Annotated in this window: 15 protein-coding genes; 13 read left to right on the top strand and 2 right to left on the bottom strand. The window is 43.7% G+C overall.

Annotated features, from left to right (window positions below; all coding sequences use genetic code 11):
- Nucleotides 1-88 precede the first annotated feature (88 nt).
- From AC3ISE_RS21360 to AC3ISE_RS21350, 3 genes are all read left to right on the top strand, one after another.
- On the top strand, nucleotides 89-520 hold the full coding sequence (locus tag AC3ISE_RS21360) for a YwiB family protein (protein ID WP_154318404.1): 432 nt from the start codon (nucleotides 89-91) through the stop codon (nucleotides 518-520).
- Nucleotides 517-2187, top strand: a complete 1671-nt coding sequence (gene argS, locus AC3ISE_RS21355; protein ID WP_489222522.1) for an arginine--tRNA ligase — start codon at nucleotides 517-519, stop codon at nucleotides 2185-2187. Before AC3ISE_RS21360 ends, argS begins: the two co-directional genes overlap by 4 nt.
- A 383-nt stretch (nucleotides 2188-2570) precedes the next feature.
- On the top strand, nucleotides 2571-2966 hold the full coding sequence (locus AC3ISE_RS21350) for a hypothetical protein (RefSeq protein ID WP_489222521.1): 396 nt from the start codon (nucleotides 2571-2573) through the stop codon (nucleotides 2964-2966).
- Nucleotides 2967-2980: 14 nt separating this feature from the next.
- Here the strand turns inward: AC3ISE_RS21350 and uvsE are convergent, their stop codons facing one another.
- Nucleotides 2981-3937, bottom strand: coding sequence for a UV DNA damage repair endonuclease UvsE (uvsE, locus tag AC3ISE_RS21345; protein WP_489222520.1), 957 nt, complete (start codon nucleotides 3935-3937; stop codon nucleotides 2981-2983).
- Between the two features lie 28 nt (nucleotides 3938-3965).
- Nucleotides 3966-5159: a cardiolipin synthase gene (gene cls, locus AC3ISE_RS21340; RefSeq protein ID WP_489224406.1), complete on the bottom strand. Its 1194-nt coding sequence runs from the start codon at nucleotides 5157-5159 to the stop codon at nucleotides 3966-3968.
- 212 nt (nucleotides 5160-5371) lie between these two features.
- Here cls and AC3ISE_RS21335 point away from each other — a divergent pair, with 212 nt between their 5' ends.
- The 10 genes from AC3ISE_RS21335 (at nucleotide 5372) to AC3ISE_RS21290 (ending at nucleotide 18766) form a co-directional block, all read left to right on the top strand.
- Nucleotides 5372-7483 (top strand): (Fe-S)-binding protein, encoded by a 2112-nt coding sequence (locus AC3ISE_RS21335; protein WP_489222519.1) that lies wholly within the window; start codon nucleotides 5372-5374, stop codon nucleotides 7481-7483.
- A 244-nt stretch (nucleotides 7484-7727) separates the two neighbouring features.
- Nucleotides 7728-8906 (top strand): acetyl-CoA C-acetyltransferase, encoded by a 1179-nt coding sequence (locus AC3ISE_RS21330; protein ID WP_489224405.1) that lies wholly within the window; start codon nucleotides 7728-7730, stop codon nucleotides 8904-8906.
- Between the two features lie 27 nt (nucleotides 8907-8933).
- Nucleotides 8934-9788 (top strand): 3-hydroxybutyryl-CoA dehydrogenase, encoded by an 855-nt coding sequence (locus AC3ISE_RS21325; RefSeq protein ID WP_489222518.1) that lies wholly within the window; start codon nucleotides 8934-8936, stop codon nucleotides 9786-9788.
- 24 nt (nucleotides 9789-9812) lie between these two features.
- A complete protein-coding gene (locus AC3ISE_RS21320) occupies nucleotides 9813-10949 on the top strand; it encodes an acyl-CoA dehydrogenase (protein ID WP_489222517.1) in 1137 nt (378 codons plus the stop codon).
- Nucleotides 10950-10969: 20 nt separating this feature from the next.
- A complete protein-coding gene (locus AC3ISE_RS21315; protein WP_489222516.1) occupies nucleotides 10970-12109 on the top strand; it encodes an acyl-CoA dehydrogenase in 1140 nt (379 codons plus the stop codon).
- Nucleotides 12110-12137: 28 nt separating this feature from the next.
- Nucleotides 12138-12767: a TetR/AcrR family transcriptional regulator gene (locus tag AC3ISE_RS21310; protein ID WP_309193336.1), complete on the top strand. Its 630-nt coding sequence runs from the start codon at nucleotides 12138-12140 to the stop codon at nucleotides 12765-12767.
- A 32-nt stretch (nucleotides 12768-12799) separates the two neighbouring features.
- Nucleotides 12800-16063 (top strand): fused isobutyryl-CoA mutase/GTPase IcmF, encoded by a 3264-nt coding sequence (gene icmF / locus AC3ISE_RS21305; protein WP_489222515.1) that lies wholly within the window; start codon nucleotides 12800-12802, stop codon nucleotides 16061-16063.
- A gap of 239 nt (nucleotides 16064-16302) precedes the next feature.
- Complete coding sequence (locus tag AC3ISE_RS21300) at nucleotides 16303-17316, top strand: ATP-grasp domain-containing protein (RefSeq protein WP_489222514.1); 1014 nt, start codon at nucleotides 16303-16305, stop codon at nucleotides 17314-17316.
- Nucleotides 17317-17536: 220 nt separating this feature from the next.
- Nucleotides 17537-18145, top strand: a complete 609-nt coding sequence (locus tag AC3ISE_RS21295) for a TerD family protein (protein WP_489222513.1) — start codon at nucleotides 17537-17539, stop codon at nucleotides 18143-18145.
- Between the two features lie 42 nt (nucleotides 18146-18187).
- Nucleotides 18188-18766 carry a TerD family protein gene (locus tag AC3ISE_RS21290; protein WP_070877965.1) on the top strand — a complete coding sequence of 193 codons (579 nt, stop codon included), beginning with the start codon at nucleotides 18188-18190 and terminating at the stop codon, nucleotides 18764-18766.
- Nucleotides 18767-18905 lie beyond the last annotated feature (139 nt).

The following is an 18905-nucleotide window of genomic DNA, read 5'->3' as shown; positions in this document are numbered from 1 at the left end:
AATACGACCCGCCGTCCTATTGAACTTTTTTCATGAAATCTTTATACTAGATAAGTTAATAGCGGATACTTTAAAAGGATGTGTCAAAATGACGGCAAGTAAACCAGTTCAAATTATCGTAAAAACCGAAATCAGCCAGGGGGATGATTCAGAGAACCTGGAGCTTTTTACGAGCGGTGAACACTATGTTAAAAATAACGCCTCCTATTTAAGCTATCACGAGGAACACGAGTACGGAAAAGTAAAAACGGTCGTGAAGTTCAGAGACGACGAGGTTTTCATTATGAGGTCCGGATCTATTTCAATGAAGCAGCGCTTTATTGAAGGAACGGAAACAATCACGAATTATCAGACACAATTCGGACAGCTTCAGCTTGAAACAAACACTACAGCGATTTCCGTCCGCACGATGGAAGGGAAATCAAACGGCATTATCAAAGTTGATTATGAATTGCAGATTGGCGAAGAAGATTCGCATTTACATACTTTACATATCATGTTTAGGGAGGAAAAAGGATGAACATCGTTGATCAAGTAAAAGAACGGTTAAAAGGTGAAATTAAAGCGTCAGTGCTTAAGGCAGGCCTGGCAGAAGAAAGTCAGATTCCAGACGCTATACTTGAGCTGCCTAAAGATAAAGCTCACGGAGACTATTCTACAAATATGGCGATGCAGCTTGCACGCGTTGCTAAGAAAGCACCCCGCGCCATTGCAGAAGACATTGTCGCTTCTTTTGATAAAGGAAAAGCATCGATTGAAAAAATTGAGATCGCAGGGCCAGGATTCATCAATTTTTATATGAACAACTCGTACTTAACAGATCTTATTCCATCTATTCTTCAAGCTGGCGATTCTTATGGCGAGGTCAATATCGGCAATAAAGAAAAACTGCAGGTTGAATTTGTATCGGCTAATCCGACAGGGACGCTTCATTTAGGACACGCGCGCGGCGCAGCAGTCGGCGATTCTCTTTGCAACATTCTTGCAAAAGCAGGCTATGATGTTTCACGCGAATACTACATCAATGATGCAGGAAATCAGATTAACAACCTGGCTCTTTCAGTTGAAGCACGTTATTTGCAGGCTCTCGGACAAGATGCAGCCATGCCTGAGGACGGCTACCACGGCCAGGATATCATCGAAATCGGCAAAAAGCTTGCAGATGAATTCGGCGATCGTTTTGCAAATGAAAGCAAAGAAGAGCGTCTTGCCTTTTTCCGTGAATACGGCCTGAAATTTGAAATGGATAAATTGAAAAAAGACTTGGATGCATTCCGTGTGCCATTTGATGTTTGGTATTCAGAAACGTCACTTTACCATAACGGCAAAATCGATCAGGCTCTTGAGGTTCTCCGTGAAAAAGGACACATTTTCGAAGAAGACGGTGCTACATGGTTCCGTTCAACTGTGTTCGGAGATGACAAAGACCGTGTATTAATTAAGAATGACGGTTCTTACACGTATTTAACGCCTGATATCGCATACCACAAAGACAAGCTTGACCGCGGATTTACAAAGCTGATCAACATTTGGGGCGCAGATCATCACGGGTATATCCCGCGCATGAAGGCGGCAATTGAGGCACTTGGCTATGAAAAGAACACACTTGAGGTTGAAATTATTCAGCTTGTTCACCTATACAAAAACGGCGAGAAAATGAAAATGAGCAAACGTACAGGCAAAGCTGTAACAATGCGTGATCTGATGGAAGAAGTGGGTCTTGACGCTGTTCGTTATTTCTTCGCAATGAGAAGTGCGGATACTCACATGGACTTTGACATGGACCTTGCCGCATCACAATCCAATGAAAACCCTGTTTTCTATGCTCAATATGCACATGCACGGATTGAAAGCATGCTGCGTCAAGGAGCAGAGCAAGGATTATCATATGACGCTGTTCAGAATTTCACAGACATCTCATCTGAAAAAGAAATTGAACTCCTGAAAATACTGGGTGAATTCCCGCAGGCAGTAGCAGAAGCAGCAACAAAACGCATTCCGCACCGCATCACAAATTACGTGAATGATGTCGCATCTGCTCTGCACAGCTTCTATAACGCAGAAAAAGTACTTGATCCGGAAAATGAAGAGAAAAGCAAGGCGCGCCTCGCTCTAATGAGAGCAACGCAAATTACGCTTAAAAATTCATTGTCACTGATCGGTGTTTCTGCACCAGAAAAAATGTAAGGATGAGGAACGGCTAATGGCCGTTCTTTTTTTTGTCTTGCAGCACGGGGTCTAGCGAGTAGACTAATTTGCAAACTATCTTTTATCAAGGCTGCTTTCGCATAGATTGTTGTTTTTCATTACAAATGTTGCCCGTTCCTTGCAGCGAGAGGAACTTGCTTTCCGCGGGGAACATGGGAGCCTTCTCGGCGTTGCCTGTGGGGTCTCCCAATTTGCTCTATTTCCCGCAGGAGTCAAGTTTATCCGCTGCAATCCACTAAGGGTTTTTAACATTTAGTCTAATAGCAACAATATTTACGAAAAGAGCCTTTATCAAAAAAGAGTTTAAAAGCACAACAAATTGTGGTAAAAATTACAAGATAATAAGAGGGGAGCAATACATAATGGGATGTTTGACTGCACTGATAAAAATTCCGATTACTATTGTAATAGTGGCAATCGGCTGGATGACGATTTCAGGTTTATTGGGTTCTTTTGCTGCAAGTGAGACTTGGAAGGCTTTTGCCTGCGGCCTGTTTCTGGTGATACTGGCAGCAATCCTTTATATGCTGTGGGGGAGAAAGCGATTAGAAATGAGGGAAAGAGTAAGCGATGCAGGTTTCTTTTTGCTTATGCTATTTTCTGCAATCCTGATGGCTGTCGGCACATATAACGGTTTTGCTGAGGGCGAATGGCTGCTGGCTTCGGTTGCTGCACTTTTCTGCCTGGTAACTGCAGCACTATGTATTGGTTCATTTTTCAGCATATTTGAAAAGAATAAAGAAAATCACGGGGCATAACCCCGTGATCCTTTCTACCAGTTAATCGACCCGCCGCTCAGCCTTTTGACCCCGCGAATAGCTGAAATCTCCTCAACCAGCCTCAAAGCAGCCCGGTCCTTTTGCTTCGCCTCAATCATAAAATCGCAATCCATTTCCATCTCCTTCAATTTTTTCAGCAAGGGCATAATAAAATTCAGGTCTACATAATCAGCGTGGCTTCTGAATTCTTTTTCAGATTTAGGAGAGGAAATATGGATTTTAGGCTTAGCTCCTTTTCCTTCCCACGTTTTCGCAAAACGCACAAGCAGTTCCTCCAAATCATCTTCATCGGATTTGTTTGCACAGTAGTGATGATAGTCAAACATAAGCGGAATGCCTTCATTTTTACAGATGGCAAGAGTTTCAGAAGTTGTGTATGTTTTGTCATCATTTTCAAGCGTCATTCTCTGCTTGATGTCTTCAGGGAGCGTTTTTATATTGCTGTAAAAACGCTCTGTCGCTGTTTCTTTATTTCCATAGGCTCCGCCAACGTGAATGTTGATGAAACCTTCTTTTTCAAGTCCCATTCCTTTTAGCAGGTCATAATGGTACTGCATATCGATCACTGCGTTTTCAGTAATATGCGGCTTATCGCTTGTGAACAATGTGAACTGATTCGGATGGAAGCTCGTTCTCAAACCGTTTTTCCGGACCAGATCTCCGATTTCTTTTAAAAGATCGCAAAAAGGAGTGATGAAATCCCATTTCACATCTGGATGAGTGGCAAGCGGCACAAGGGATGATGAAAACCGGTAAAGCTCAATTTGATGCGCAATATTGTAATGAATCATCCGCAGAGTATGCTCCAAATTCTGTTCTGTAACCGACATGAGCGCTTCTTTTTGAGACTCTCCATCAAGCTTTGAATAACGGGCATACGTCAATGTTTTTGCAGGAGAGCAGTCCCACAGGTTTAATGCATTTGAAACGTAGCCAAAACGAATAAACATATGACGCTCCTTTTCCTCATAAAAATTTCTACAAAAAATGAGAGACTAGTGTGGCGACTGCTTCTAATCCTCTTTGTGTAATGGATCTTTCACTGTATTTGTCATAAGTCAGCTTCACGGACCCTCGTATGTCTTCATTCACGGTAGTCTTCACGTACTTAATAAAATCCTTATCATAAATAAGACAATTCATTTCATCGTTTAAGTAAAGGCTCCGCTTGTCAAAATTAGCGGTTCCAATGTCGCAAAGCGTATCATCGACGACAATGACTTTTGCATGATAAAAACCATAATAATATTGATAGATTTCACAGCCCGAAAGAATCAGGGGGCCGAAGTATGGAAAAGAGGCTTCCTTGACTAAAGGATGGTCTGCTCTCATAGGGACGATCACTTTAATATCTACACCGCGCCTGCGTGCTTTTATAAGCTCATCCTGTATTTCTTTTCCCGGTATAAAATAAGGCGTGCAAATCATCAGCTCTTTTTGTGCCTGCTTGATGAAGGATAAAAAATGTCTTTCTAAGCTTTGCCCGCAGGTAGAAAGGAATTGATGTTCAATCGTCCCTTGCGAGAGGGATGGGAAGTATGCTTGAACAGTTTTAAGGTCTTCATTCGTAGCTTCATGCCAATCACGTAAAAATTGTGTTTGGAGATCCTGCACACCTTCGCTTGTTACGCGCAGATGATAATCCCGCCAGAAGCCAAGCTTCGGGTCCTTCCCTAAATATTCTTTTCCAATATTGAATCCTCCAGAATAACCGATCTTCCCGTCAATCACCGTTATCTTACGGTGATTGCGTGCCTGAAGAGTGTAAAAAAAGTAAGGCGGTGAAGGCTTATGTGTATACGAAAAAGAAATTCCGCTCTTTTTTAACTCTGCTATTTTCGCTTTTTCAAGTGAATGGCTGCCGACGTAATCGAGAAGAAGCCGGACTTCAATGCCCTGTTCTGCTTTTTTCATGAGAAGGGAAAGAAATTCATCGCTGTCAGGATCATTTTTTACAATATAAAATAACACATGGATCGAATGTGTGCTATTTTCAATGTCCTCGAACAATCTTTCATAAAAGCGTTCACCCACAATATATAGTCCAAAATTACTTTTTCTCAAAGGGTACTTCAGTTCATTTAATTTGCTGAGGTGTTTTTTCCTGCCAAAAGAATAGTCGAGCCGCAGCCAAACAACAAAAATCACTGCAATTATTCCGATCGTTATGATGCTGTTCAACATAAGCCCTCCTTATCGCTCCCAATCATCTAACTATTATGTTTTACGTCAGGATGAAAAATTATCAGCATAAAATCATTGACTGAATGCTCATTCATTATTATCATGTAAATATAGGGTAAGATTCAGAAAATTACATGGATTTTAAGTTTTTTGAATGATGGGGCAATGGGAGAATTCATCACAGAAACGGGGGAGACAAAATGGAAGCACTGTTATGGATCAATTTTGCTGCATTTCTACTTGTAACCGCTTACGGTGCAAGTTTGTTTATTTACTTGATCCGTTCAAGAATGGCATACATCAAGCTCGGGAAGAAAACAGAGTTTGATCAGCAGCTAAATGAAAGACTGAAGAACATTATGATCAATGTTTTCGGTCAAAAGAAGCTCCTAAAGGATAAAAAGAGCGGCATCATGCATGTGATGTTCTTTTACGGGTTTATCCTGGTGCAGTTTGGAGCACTTGATTTTATTATTAAAGGCTTATTGCCAGACAAGCATCTTCCGCTCGGACCGCTTTATCCGGGCTTCACTTTCTTTCAGGAAATCATCACTTTGATGATTCTGGTTGCGGTTGTATGGGCTTTTTACCGCAGGTACATTGAGAAGCTTGTGCGGTTAAAGAAAAACTTTAAAGCCGGGCTTGTGTTAATTTTTATCGGCGGCCTGATGCTGTCCGTTCTGCTTGGCAACGGAATGAACTTAATCTGGCACAATCATGAACTAACATGGACTGAACCGATTGCCTCAAGCTTTGCCTATCTGCTGAGCTTTGTCGGTGAAACTGGTGCGGCCGTTATCTTCTACGTTTCATGGTGGGTGCATTTGCTTATTCTTTTAACGTTCTTGGTTTATGTGCCTCAATCAAAGCATGCTCACTTGCTTGCAGGTCCGGCGAATGTTTACTTCGGCCGACTTTCAAACCCTGGAAAACTTGAGAAGATTGATTTTGAGGACGAGTCACAGGAAACATTCGGTGTTGGAAAAATTGAAGATTTCAAACAAACACAGCTGATTGATTTATATGCATGTGTCGAATGCGGACGCTGTACGAATATGTGTCCTGCAACCGGAACAGGCAAAATGCTTTCTCCGATGGATTTAATTTTGAGACTGCGCGATCATTTAACGGAAAAAGGGGCAGCTGTAACATCTATGTCTCCATGGGTGCCGACGTACGCTTTTGCCGGCACTAAGGGCAATCAGCTTGCAGCCATGGCATCAGGTCAGGGTTCTCAAGAAGCTGCTGCCGCGCTTGAATATAATCCAAGCCTGATCGGCGAAATCATCACAGAAGAAGAAATCTGGGCGTGTACGACATGCCGCAACTGTGAAGATCAGTGTCCGGTTATGAATGAACACGTAGACAAAATCATTGATATGCGGCGTTATCTTGTTTTGACAGAAGGTAAAATGGATCCGGATGCACAGCGTGCGATGACAAACATTGAACGCCAGGGAAATCCATGGGGCCTTAACCGAAAAGAGCGTGAAGACTGGCGTGAGGCTCGCGACGACGTTCATGTTCCAACTGTAAAAGAAATGAGTAAAGCAGGCGAGGAATTTGAGTACCTGTTCTGGGTAGGCTCAATGGGATCGTACGATAACCGCAGCCAAAAAATCGCGTTATCTTTTGCGAAGCTTTTAAACGAAGCGGGAGTGAAATTCGCAATCCTTGGAAACAAGGAAAAGAACTCGGGAGACACGCCTCGCCGCCTTGGAAACGAATTTTTATTCCAGGAGCTTGCAACGAAAAATATTGATGAATTCCAGAAAAATGAGATCAAGAAAATTGTCACGATTGATCCTCATGCGTACAACATTTTCAAAAATGAATATCCTGATTTTGGACTCGAGGCAGAAGTATACCATCATACAGAACTGCTCGCCAAGCTTGTAGAAGAGGGAAGGCTTGTTCCTAAATTTGAAGTGAACGAGACCATTACCTTCCATGACTCCTGCTACTTGGGACGCTACAACGAAGTATATGAGCCGCCGCGCGAAATTCTGAAGTCCATTCCTGGAGTTAAGCTTGTAGAAATGAACCGCAACCGTGAAACGGGAATGTGCTGCGGAGCAGGCGGAGGACTCATGTGGATGGAAGAAGATGCCGGTTCACGGGTAAACGTCGCAAGAACAAACCAGGCGCTTGAAGTGAACCCGACAGTCATCAGTTCAGGCTGTCCGTACTGCTTAACAATGCTGAGTGACGGAACGAAAGCAAAAGAGGTTGAAGAGACCGTCAGCACGTATGACGTAGCCGAGCTTCTTGAAAAAGCGGTGCTCGGGGATAAAAAAGAGAGCGTTGCTTAAAAGGAATTTCAGCATAAATGAAGAATGAAAGAGATAGACATATAGGAGGGTGAAGCGGATTTCGTTTCACCTTCTTCCCTGGAAGCAACCTGAGCGAGCGTTCAATCGGAATTTTGTAACCGTTTACTTTAGGTGTAAAAAATTTAAATAGTCTATACCATCTATGTCTGGCTTCAGCGCCTAGATCCTTGGTCAGAACAAGGCGCTTCCACTTTTCTTATTAAACTTAAGGGGATGACGAATGATGAATCGAACTGTAATCGTAAGCGGTGTTAGAACACCTTTTGGGAAATTCGGCGGAGGCCTCAGCTCTCTTACAGCGTCAGAGCTCGGAGGAATCGCTATTAAAGAAGCCTTAAAGCGTGCAAATGTAAACGCAGAAGAGGTGGATGAAGTGATTATGGGGTCTGTTCTGCAAGGCGGTCAGGGGCAAATTCCTTCCCTTCAGGCGGCAAGACATGCTGACATTCCCTGGAGCGTAAAAACAGAAACGATTAACAAAGTATGTGCGTCAGGAATGAGAAGTGTCACGCTTGCTGATCAAATCATCCGTGCCGGAGACGAAGAGGTCATAGTAGCAGGAGGAATGGAATCAATGAGCAATGCACCGTACATCATGCCTAAAGCAAGATGGGGACTGCGCATGGGAGATGCCAAGGTTCAGGATTTAATGGTTCATGATGGTCTTACATGCAGCTTTACAGGGGTTCACATGGGCACGTACGGAAATGAAACAGCATCAGATTTAGACATTTCAAGAGAAGCACAGGATGAGTGGGCGCTAAGAAGTCACAGGCGTACAGTTGAAGCGATCGAATCAGGGAAATTAAGCGAAGAAATCGTCCGTGTGGAGATTCCTCAGCGTAAAGGCGATCCGCTTAAAATAGAGCACGATGAAGCACCAAGAAAAGACACATCGATTGAAAGACTGTCTAAATTAAAACCAGTATTTAATCAAGCAGGCACCATTACGGCAGGAAATGCACCTGGTGTCAATGACGGCGCGGGAGCTCTTGTGCTGATGAGCGAAGAGCGTGCTAAACAAGAAGGAAAGCAGCCGATTGCGGCGATCATCGGCCATACTTCCATTGCGCTTGAGGCAAAGGACTTTCCGAAAACACCGGGACTTGTCATTCTTGAGCTTCTGAAAAAAACGGGTAAGAAGCTTGAAGACATCGATTTGTTTGAAATTAATGAGGCATTTTCAGCGGTCGCTTTAGCAAGCAATCAGCTGGCAGGACTCCATCCTGAAAAAGTAAATGTAAACGGCGGAGCCGTTGCACTCGGACATCCGATTGGAGCAAGCGGGGCAAGAATCATTATTACATTAATTCATGAGCTGAAAAGACGCGGGGGCGGAATCGGCATTGCGGCTATCTGCAGCGGCGGAGGCCAGGGCGACGCCATTATGGTTGAAGTATAAGCTTTCAAACGATCAAGGGGGATATACATGAGTATTCAAAACGTAATGGTTATCGGGGCAGGTCAAATGGGATCAGGCATTGCGCAGGTTTGTGCAATGGCAGGCTACAAGGTTTACTTGAATGATTTAAAAGAAGAATTCGTTCAAAAGGGATTCGCTTCGATTGATAAAAACCTTCAAAGGCAAGTAGAGAAAGAAAAAATGACAGCTGAACAAAAGCAGGAAATCTTAAGCAGACTGACTGCTTCAACAGATCTTCAAGATGCAGCACAAACGGATTTGGTTATTGAGGCAGCTGTTGAAAATATGAAAATCAAATCAGACATTTTTGCAAAGCTTGATGAAATTACACCAGAGCAAACCATTCTTGCGACAAATACTTCTTCTTTGCCGATTACAGAAATCGCAGCAGCAACAAAGCGTCCTGAAAAGGTAATCGGCATGCACTTTATGAACCCGGTGCCAGTGATGAAGCTGGTTGAAATTATCCGCGGTCTCGCAACAAGCGATGAAGTGTATCAGGCGATTGAAGATATGACGAAAACATTGAAAAAAGTTCCGGTTGAAGTGAATGATTTTCCTGGCTTCGTTTCAAACAGAATTCTTATGCCGATGATCAATGAAGCCATCTACACTCTGTACGAAGGGGTTGCAGAGAAAGAAGCGATTGATGAAGTGATGAAGCTCGGGATGAATCATCCGATGGGACCGCTCACGCTTGCAGACTTTATTGGTCTTGATACGTGTCTTTATATTATGGAAACGCTGCACGAAGGCTTTGGCGACGATAAATACCGCCCATGCCCGCTTCTCAGAAAATATGTGAAAGCAGGATGGCTCGGCCGCAAAACAGGCAGAGGATTTTATTCATACGAGAGTTAATCAGACATCACAGGGGGACGGAACATGAATATTCGCTTCACAGAAGAGCAGGAAATGATGCGGAAGATGGTGCGGGATTTTGCTCAAACAGAAATTGAGCCGTTTGTTGAAAAGATGGAGCAGGGAGAATTTCCAAGAGAGATTCTCCGCAAAATGGGTTCACTTGGTTTAATGGGGATTCCGATCCCTGAGCAATACGGAGGAGCGGGTATGGATTTTACCTCCTACATTATCGCAATCCATGAGCTTTCAAAAGTAAGTGCGACAGTCGGAGTGATATTAAGCGTTCATACCTCAGTCGGCACGAATCCGATTCTTTATTTTGGAACAGAAGAGCAGAAAAAGAAGTATATTCCAAAGCTTGCAAGCGGCGAATACTTAGGCGCTTTCTGTTTAACAGAGCCGGGATCAGGGTCTGATGCCGGCAGCTTAAAAACAAAGGCTGTCAAAAAAGACGGCAAATACATTCTGAATGGATCAAAGGTATTTATCACAAATGGGGGAGAGGCAGACACGTATATCGTGTTTGCATCAACAAATCCCGAGGCAGGCACAAAGGGGATTTCAGCATTTGTGGTTGAAAAGAATACGGAGGGCCTTGTGATTGGGAAAGATGAGCATAAAATGGGGCTTTGCGGCTCACGGACTGTCCAGCTTTCCTTCGAGGATGCAGAGATTCCGTTTGAAAACCTTCTTGGGGAAGAAGGAGACGGGTTTAAAATTGCCATGGCCAATCTGGATGTGGGGAGAATCGGAATTGCGGCACAGTCGCTTGGCATCGCGCAGTCTGCACTTGAGAACTCCATTCAATATGCAAAAGACCGTGTTCAATTCGGCAAGCCAATCTCTGCTCAGCAGGGAATCGGCTTTAAACTGGCAGACATGGCAACAAGTGTTGAATCCTCTGAACTCCTGACATACAGAGCCGCTTTTTTGAGGCAAAACGGACTTCCATGCGGAAAAGAAGCGTCTATGGCAAAGCTGTTCGCATCAAAAACAGCGATGGAGGCTGCTACAGAAGCGATTCAAGTATTCGGCGGCTATGGCTATACAAAGGACTATCCAGTTGAACGCTACTTCCGTGACGCAAAAGTTTGCGAAATTTATGAAGGAACAAGCGAGATTCAAAGAATCGTCATCAGTAAACATGTCTTAAATTAAAACAACGGGGGATGAAATAAATGTTTTTTAAACTATCAGATGAGCATGAAATGATCCGCAAAATGGTAAGAGATTTCGCTAAAAATGAAGTAGAGCCGACAGCTGCAGAGCGCGATGAAGAAGAACGTTTTGACCGCGAACTTTTCGACAAAATGGCGGAGCTCGGTTTAACAGGCATTCCATGGCCAGAAGAATACGGCGGCATCGGCAGCGACTACTTGGCGTATGTCATTGCGGTTGAAGAACTTTCAAGAGTGTGTGCATCAATCGGGGTAACCTTATCTGCCCATACATCACTTGCAGGCTGGCCTGTCTACAAATTCGGCACAGAAGAGCAAAAGCAGAAGTATTTGAAGCCAATGGCACAGGGCGAAAAAATTGGCGCTTACGGATTAACTGAGCCAGGATCAGGGTCTGACGCAGGCGGCATGAGAACAACTGCTAAATTAAACGGCGACTATTACATTCTTAATGGCTCTAAAATTTTCATTACAAACGGCGGAATTGCCGATACGTATATTGTTTTTGCGGTGACGGACCCTGAGAGCAAACATAAGGGCACTAGCGCATTTATCGTTGAAAAAGACTTCAAGGGCTTCTCTGTTGGCAAAAAAGAAAGCAAGCTTGGCATTCGTTCCTCGCCGACAACAGAAATCATCTTTGAAGATTGCATCGTGCCAAAAGAAAACCTTCTTGGCCAAGAAGGAGAAGGCTTTAAAATCGCCATGATGACCCTTGATGGCGGCCGTAACGGAATTGCCGCACAAGCTGTCGGAATTGCACAAGGTGCTCTTGATGCTTCTGTTGCTTATGCGAAAGAACGCCAGCAGTTCGGAAAACCGATTGCCATGCAGCAGGGCATCGGCTTCAAATTGGCTGATATGGCTACGACGGTTGAAGCATCCCGTCTCTTAACCTATCAGGCTGCTTGGCTTGAATCAGAAGGGCTTCCTTATGGAAAAGAATCAGCCATGTCGAAGCTTTTTGCAGGGGATACGGCAATGAAGGTGACAACAGAAGCTGTACAGGTGTTCGGCGGCTACGGCTACACGAAAGATTACCCTGTAGAACGGTATATGAGAGATGCAAAAATCACTCAAATCTATGAAGGCACACAGGAGATTCAAAGACTGGTTATTTCAAGAATGATCACAAAATAAGAGAGAAAAAACAGGGAGGCGGTGGAAAATGACGAAACGTGAAGTGCATGCTTCTGTCAAAGACGAGCGGCTTGTTCAAAAACGGCGTGACCAAATGATTAAAGGTGCGGTAAATCTCTTTAAGCAAAAAGGATTCCACCGCACCACCACCAGGGAAATTGCCAAGGCGGCCGGCTTCAGCATCGGCACGCTGTATGAATATATCAGACAAAAGGAAGATGTGCTGTATCTTGTCTGTGACACGATCTATGACCAGGTTCGCGACAGGCTGGAGAAAGACATTGATATTAAGCAGGGAACCATTGAAAGCTTAAAGGTTGCGATTGCCAACTATTTCAAAGTGGTCGATGAAATGCAGGATGAGGTGCTTGTCATGTACCAGGAGGCAAAGTCACTGTCGCGTGACGCTCTCCCGTACGTCCTGCAAAAAGAAATCGAAATGGTCGGGATGTTTGAAAAAGTGATTGCAGGCTGCGTGGATAAAGGGGAAATCTCGCTTACTTCCAGGGAGCGGGAATTATTGGCGCACAATATATTCGTTCAGGGGCAAATGTGGGGCTTCAGAAGATGGGCTCTGCAAAGAAACTACACGTTAGAGGAGTATATTGAAGTTCAGACAAAGCTGATTCTTCAAGGGGTAGAAAAAACGGGAATCTAACGAATAACGAGAGCAAAGGGGATGCGGGACGTATGCATACACAGGAGACCTATAAACCGAAACATGCCGTTCGTTTTGTAACGGCTTCAAGTTTGTTTGACGGACACGATGCTTCGATTAACATTATGCGGAGAATTCTGCAGGCGAGCGGAGCAGAGGTTATCCACCTCGGACACAATCGTTCGGTTGAAGAAATCGTAAATGCAGCCATTCAGGAGGATGCACAGGGAATTGCCATTTCTTCTTATCAAGGCGGACATGTTGAGTTCTTCAAATACATGTATGACCTTTTAAAAGAAAGAGGAGCCTCGCATATTCGTCTGTACGGCGGAGGCGGCGGTGTCATCATTCCGCGTGAAATAAAAGAACTGCATGAATACGGGATTGCTCGGATTTTTTCTCCTGAAGACGGCAGAGAGCTCGGACTTCAAGGAATGATTGAGCTCATGATGAAAGAGTGCGATTTCCAAACCGCTGTGAAAATTGAGGACGAAATCGAAAAGCTGAAAACGGGTGATGTTGGAGCAATTGCCAAGCTGATTACAGTTGCTGAATCACAGCTCGGCAGCAAAAACGAAGCAGCTGCGACAGCTGAAAAGGTGATTTCAGAAGTGAAGCAATTGTCTTCAGACGCTCCTGTGATCGGGATAACAGGTACTGGCGGAGCTGGAAAAAGTTCGCTTACAGATGAACTGATCCGCAGATTTCTAAATGAAGTTCCTGAAATCAAAATTGCGGTTATCTCCATTGACCCGACAAAGCAAAAAACTGGCGGAGCCCTGCTCGGTGACCGCATCCGCATGAACGCCATCTTTTCGCCAAGGGTATACATGAGAAGTCTTGCGACAAGACAATCAAGATCAGAATTGTCTCTTGCGATCAATGATGCGATTGCTGTTGTCAAAGGTGCAGGATATGACCTGATTATTGTTGAAACAAGCGGAATCGGCCAGGGTGATGCTGCAATTACAGAAATTTGTGATCTCTCTTTATATGTCATGACAAGCGAATTTGGCGCCCCGTCCCAGCTTGAAAAAATAGATATGATCGATTACGCAGATCTGATTGTGATCAACAAGTTTGAGAGAAAAGGATCGCAGGATGCAAAGCGCCAGGTGCAAAAGCAATATCAGCGCAGCCACATGCTGTTTGAAAGTCCATTTGAAGACTTGCCGGTGTATGGAACAATTGCAAGCCAGTTCAACGATCCCGGCACAAACACATTGTTTGTAGCGCTTTTAGATCTGATCAATGAAAAGGCTGGAAAAAGCTGGTCTTCAACCCTTCCAGTCGTGAAGGATGTAGAAAAGCAAAACGTCATTATCCCGACAGACCGCCGCTACTATTTAAGGGAAATTAGTGAATCCGTTCGCAGCTACCATCAAAAAGCTGAATATCAGGCTGACGTTGCGAGAAGATTATTTCAGCTTCAGGGCGCAATTGAAAGTGTAAAAGAGAGAGGCGCTGCACCAGAAGTGGTGGAATCATTGGAAGCTATTAAAAAAAGTGTTGAAGAAGAGCTGTCGCAAGAATCAAAACGGATTTTAGATTCATGGGCTGCTTTGAGAGAAAAATATGAAGCGGATCAATTTGTGACCAAAATCCGCGATAAAGAAATCGTAACAAAATTAAAAACGGTTTCTCTTTCAGGATTATCCATTCCTAAAGTATCTTTGCCGAAATATAAAGATTACGGTGAAATTTTGAAATGGGTATACAAAGAAAATGTTCCGGGATCATTTCCGTATACGGCAGGCGTTTTTCCATTCAAACGTGCAGAAGAAGATCCGAAGCGCCAGTTCGCAGGAGAAGGAACTCCTGAACGGACAAATCGCCGTTTTCACTATTTGTCAAAGGATGATCCTGCTAAGCGCCTGAGCACAGCATTTGACTCTGTTACGCTGTACGGAGAAGATCCTGCTTACCGCCCTGATATTTACGGAAAAATCGGCGAAAGCGGTGTGAGCATCTGTACATTGGACGATATGAAAAAGCTGTATGCCGGATTTGATCTGTGTGCACCGGCAACTTCTGTTTCAATGACCATTAACGGCCCTGCGCCTATTATTCTGGCAATGTTCATGAATACGGCGATTGAACAGCAGATTCAAAAACAGGAAACAGAGCTTGGCCGCGCCCTTACCGCAGATGAGCTGAAAGCAGTGAAGGAAAAAACCCTTCAAACAGTCCGCGGTACGGTTCAGGCAGATATCTTAAAAGAAGATCAAGGTCAGAACACATGCATCTTCTCTACGGAATTCGCCTTGAAAATGATGGGTGACATTCAGGAATACTTTATCAATGAAAAAGTAAGAAACTACTATTCTGTTTCGATTTCGGGCTATCATATCGCCGAAGCCGGGGCTAACCCGATTTCCCAGCTGGCCTTTACGCTTGCGAACGGCTTCACTTACGTTGAATATTATTTAAGCCGCGGCATGAAAATAGATGATTTCGCACCGAATCTCTCTTTCTTCTTCAGCAATGGATTGGATCCGGAGTATACGGTGATCGGACGCGTCGCACGCCGCATCTGGTCGACAGTGATGAGAGAAAAATACGGTGCAAACGACCGCAGCCAAAAGCTGAAATATCATGTGCAGACATCAGGCCGCTCGCTGCATGCACAGGAAATCGACTTTAACGACATCCGTACTACACTGCAGGCATTAATGGCCCTGCAGGATAACTGCAACTCGCTTCATACGAACGCTTATGATGAAGCAATTACAACACCGACGGAAGAATCCGTGCGCAGAGCGATGGCGATTCAGCTGATTATTACAAAAGAGCACGGTTTAACCAAGAATGAAAATCCGCTGCAGGGATCCTTTATTATTGAAGAGTTAACAGATCTAGTAGAGGAAGCCGTCCTGAAGGAGTTCGATTCCATCAATGAGCGCGGCGGTGTTTTAGGCGCTATGGAAACACAGTATCAGCGCGGAAAAATTCAGGATGAGTCCATGCATTATGAAATGCAAAAACATTCAGGACAGCTGCCGATCATCGGTGTAAATACGTACATCAATCCAAACAAACCGTCCGAGGAATCAGTCGATAACATGGAAATCGCACGCGCATCCAAAGAAGAAAAAGAAACACAGATTCAAAACTTAAGAGCGTTCCAGGAACGCAACGAAGCATACGCAGCCGAAGCAATCGACCGCTTAAAGCAGGCAGCCATCCACAATCAGAATATTTTCGCTGAATTGATGGAGACGGTAAAATATGCAAGCTTAGGTCAAATCACGCAGGCTTTATATGAAGTAGGCGGACAGTATCGCCGGAATATGTAAGTATTAGAGCCCCCCCGGATATCCGGGGAGGCTTTTTTTCTGTGTAAAACAAGGGCTTGCCAGTTGAACTAGGCGGCACTTTTTGCGAGTGGCATGCTTCGAATAACACAAATCCGAATCTCTTTAGGACATCACAAATCTACTTCCTGAATTTTTCATTTAGTTCGTGCCAAATTTAGTATAAAATGAAAGAACATAGAAAACTTCGGCACACGCTGAAGAGAGGGGTTTTCATAAAAATGAGTACATATAAAATCTGGTTTAACCGCTGGTTCTCAGTTGCCTATCATTACATCGACATGATCCGGGCCAATGAAGACGGGATAAAGTTCGAAGTGTACGGAACGCACCCTGACCCTGACCACGTGATGCTTGCCAACTGCGATTATTCTGAAGTTGAGCCAAAGCTTGATACAGACGATGAGTATGTTCTTTATTGTCTGAATTTTTGTAAAAAACATGGAATTCAGCTGTTTGTTCCAAGATATAAAATGCTTCCAATTGCCAAAGCCATAAATGAGTTTGAAGCAATCGGCACAAAGGTATTAGTAAATAGAGATGCCAATCTATTAGAAACAATTGAAAACAAAGATGAATTTTATGATAGATGCAAAGAAAAAGGCATCTTTGAGATTCCTTCTTTTTATACGGCAAGCACAGCTGATGAATTTAAAGAAACCTATGAAAAATTGAAAAACGAAGGTCTTGGCGTTTGCTATAAGCCGGTAGTAGGAGAAGGAGGCTACGGTTTCCGGATTATTGATGATGAGCTTGATCCCCTGAAAGAAGTGATGGCGCCAAGCTACCGGATTCCATTTCAGAGAGCATATGATGGCCTGAGTGCTGTCCCGGAATTTCCTGAGCTTATGGTGATGGAGTTTTTGGAAGGAGAAGAATACAGCATTGACTGCCTCGCTTTTGACGGGGAATTGCTGGCTGCGGTACCGCGGAAAAAAGGCGGGGGCAGAATCCGGATCCTTGAGAATAACAAAGAGCTTATCCGTCTTGCGGAGGAGTTCACTAAGGAATTTAAATTGGACTATATCTTTAACATACAAGTGAAATTCAATCAAGGCCTGCCTAAGTTGCTTGAGATCAACCCGAGAATGTCAGGCGGACTCTATTTCAGCTGTTTATCAGGGGTGAACTTCCCTTATCTTGCCGTTAAATTGCTGCTTGGGGAAAAAGTAGAGAAGCAGGAAATGAAACTTGATATCAAAGCGACTTTCCTCGAAAAAGAAATCATTTTGTAAGCATTTATTTGAAACTTTTTTTCCTGCGAATCGTATGAAAGATTAACACCTTCTAAAAAGGTTTTTAGTTTAAATTTTGTTAAAATATTGGTAGTATTAAACTTGTGGTCACGTTATCGTGATGTCAGGCCAAAAGATCTATTTTTTTTAAAAAAAAATAATTCTGGCCGCGGTTTCAGACTTGCAAGTTTCCACATTACCCAAGAGGGAGAGTGAAGAAATGGCAATTACATTACAAAAGGGTCAGAAGATTGATTTGACTAAAGGCAATGCAGGCCTGAAGAATTTGATGGTCGGCCTTGGCTGGGACCCTGTTCAGCAAAAAAGCGGCGGGCTGCTTGGCAGTTTATTCGGCGGCGGAGGCGGAAGCAATGTAGATTGTGACGCATCTGTCATGATGCTTGATGAAAACGGCCGTCTGCTTGATAAGAAAAGTGTGATTTATTTCGGTAACCTTACAAGCAAATGCGGTTCTGTCAAACATACAGGCGACAACTTAACAGGTGAGGGCGATGGAGACGATGAGCAGGTTTTAATCGACTTGAGCAAAGTGCCGTCAAACGTCCATAAGCTTGTATTTGTTGTAAACATCTATCAAGCAGTTCAAAGAAAACAGCATTTCGGCATGATTCAGAATGCATTTATCCGTGTAGTTGATTCAGCAACGAAAACAGAGCTTGTTCATTATAACCTGTCTGATGACTATTCCGGCTTAACGTCTCTTATTCCGGGAGAAATTTACCGTCACGGCGGCGAGTGGAAATTCGCAGCAGTCGGATCAGGTACAACAGATGCATCAATTACTGAAATAGCAAATCGTCACGCGTAAATTTTAAAAATAAAACTTATACATAAAAGGAGTCGAATCGAAATGGCAATCAGTTTATCTAAAGGTCAAAAAATCGATTTAACAAAATCAAATCCTGGTTTATCTAAAGTATTAGTAGGTCTTGGCTGGGACACAAACAAATATGACGGCGGAAATGACTTTGACTTAGACACGTCTGTTTTCTTATTAGATGCTAATGGAAAAGCTTCAAGCGAAGCAGATTTCATTTTCTACAACAATCTTGTAGGCGGCAACGGTTCTGTTGAGCACACTGGCGACAACCGTACAGGCGAAGGCTCAGGCGATGATGAAGTCATCAAAGTAAACCTATCTCAAGTTCCATCAACAATCGATAAAATTGCGTTCACAATCACAATCCATGATGCTGAATCACGCAGCCAAAACTTCGGACAAGTTTCAAATGCATATGTACGCATTTTAAACGAAGAGAGCAACCAGGAATTAATCCGCTACGACTTAGGAGAAGATTTCTCTATCGAAACAGCGGTTGTAGTTGGAGAATTATACCGTCACGGCGCTGAATGGAAATTTAATGCAATCGGAAGCGGCTACCAAGGCGGCTTAGGTTCCCTAGTTAAAGACTACGGTTTAGACGTTTAAGAACCGGACTGAAAAATAAGGATGAGAGGTGCGTTGTTTTTTATAAACAACGCGCCTTTTTAAAAAATAAAAAGTGTGAAGGGACTGCCTGGGTTTTCCCGGGCGGTTCCGCTTTTCTAATGTCTAGCTGCGGCGCCTA

Source organism: Metabacillus sp. KH_069, from assembly GCF_057838075.1.
The sequence above is the reverse complement of the archived record's forward strand: the minus strand, read 5'-3'. Positions and strand labels throughout refer to the sequence as shown.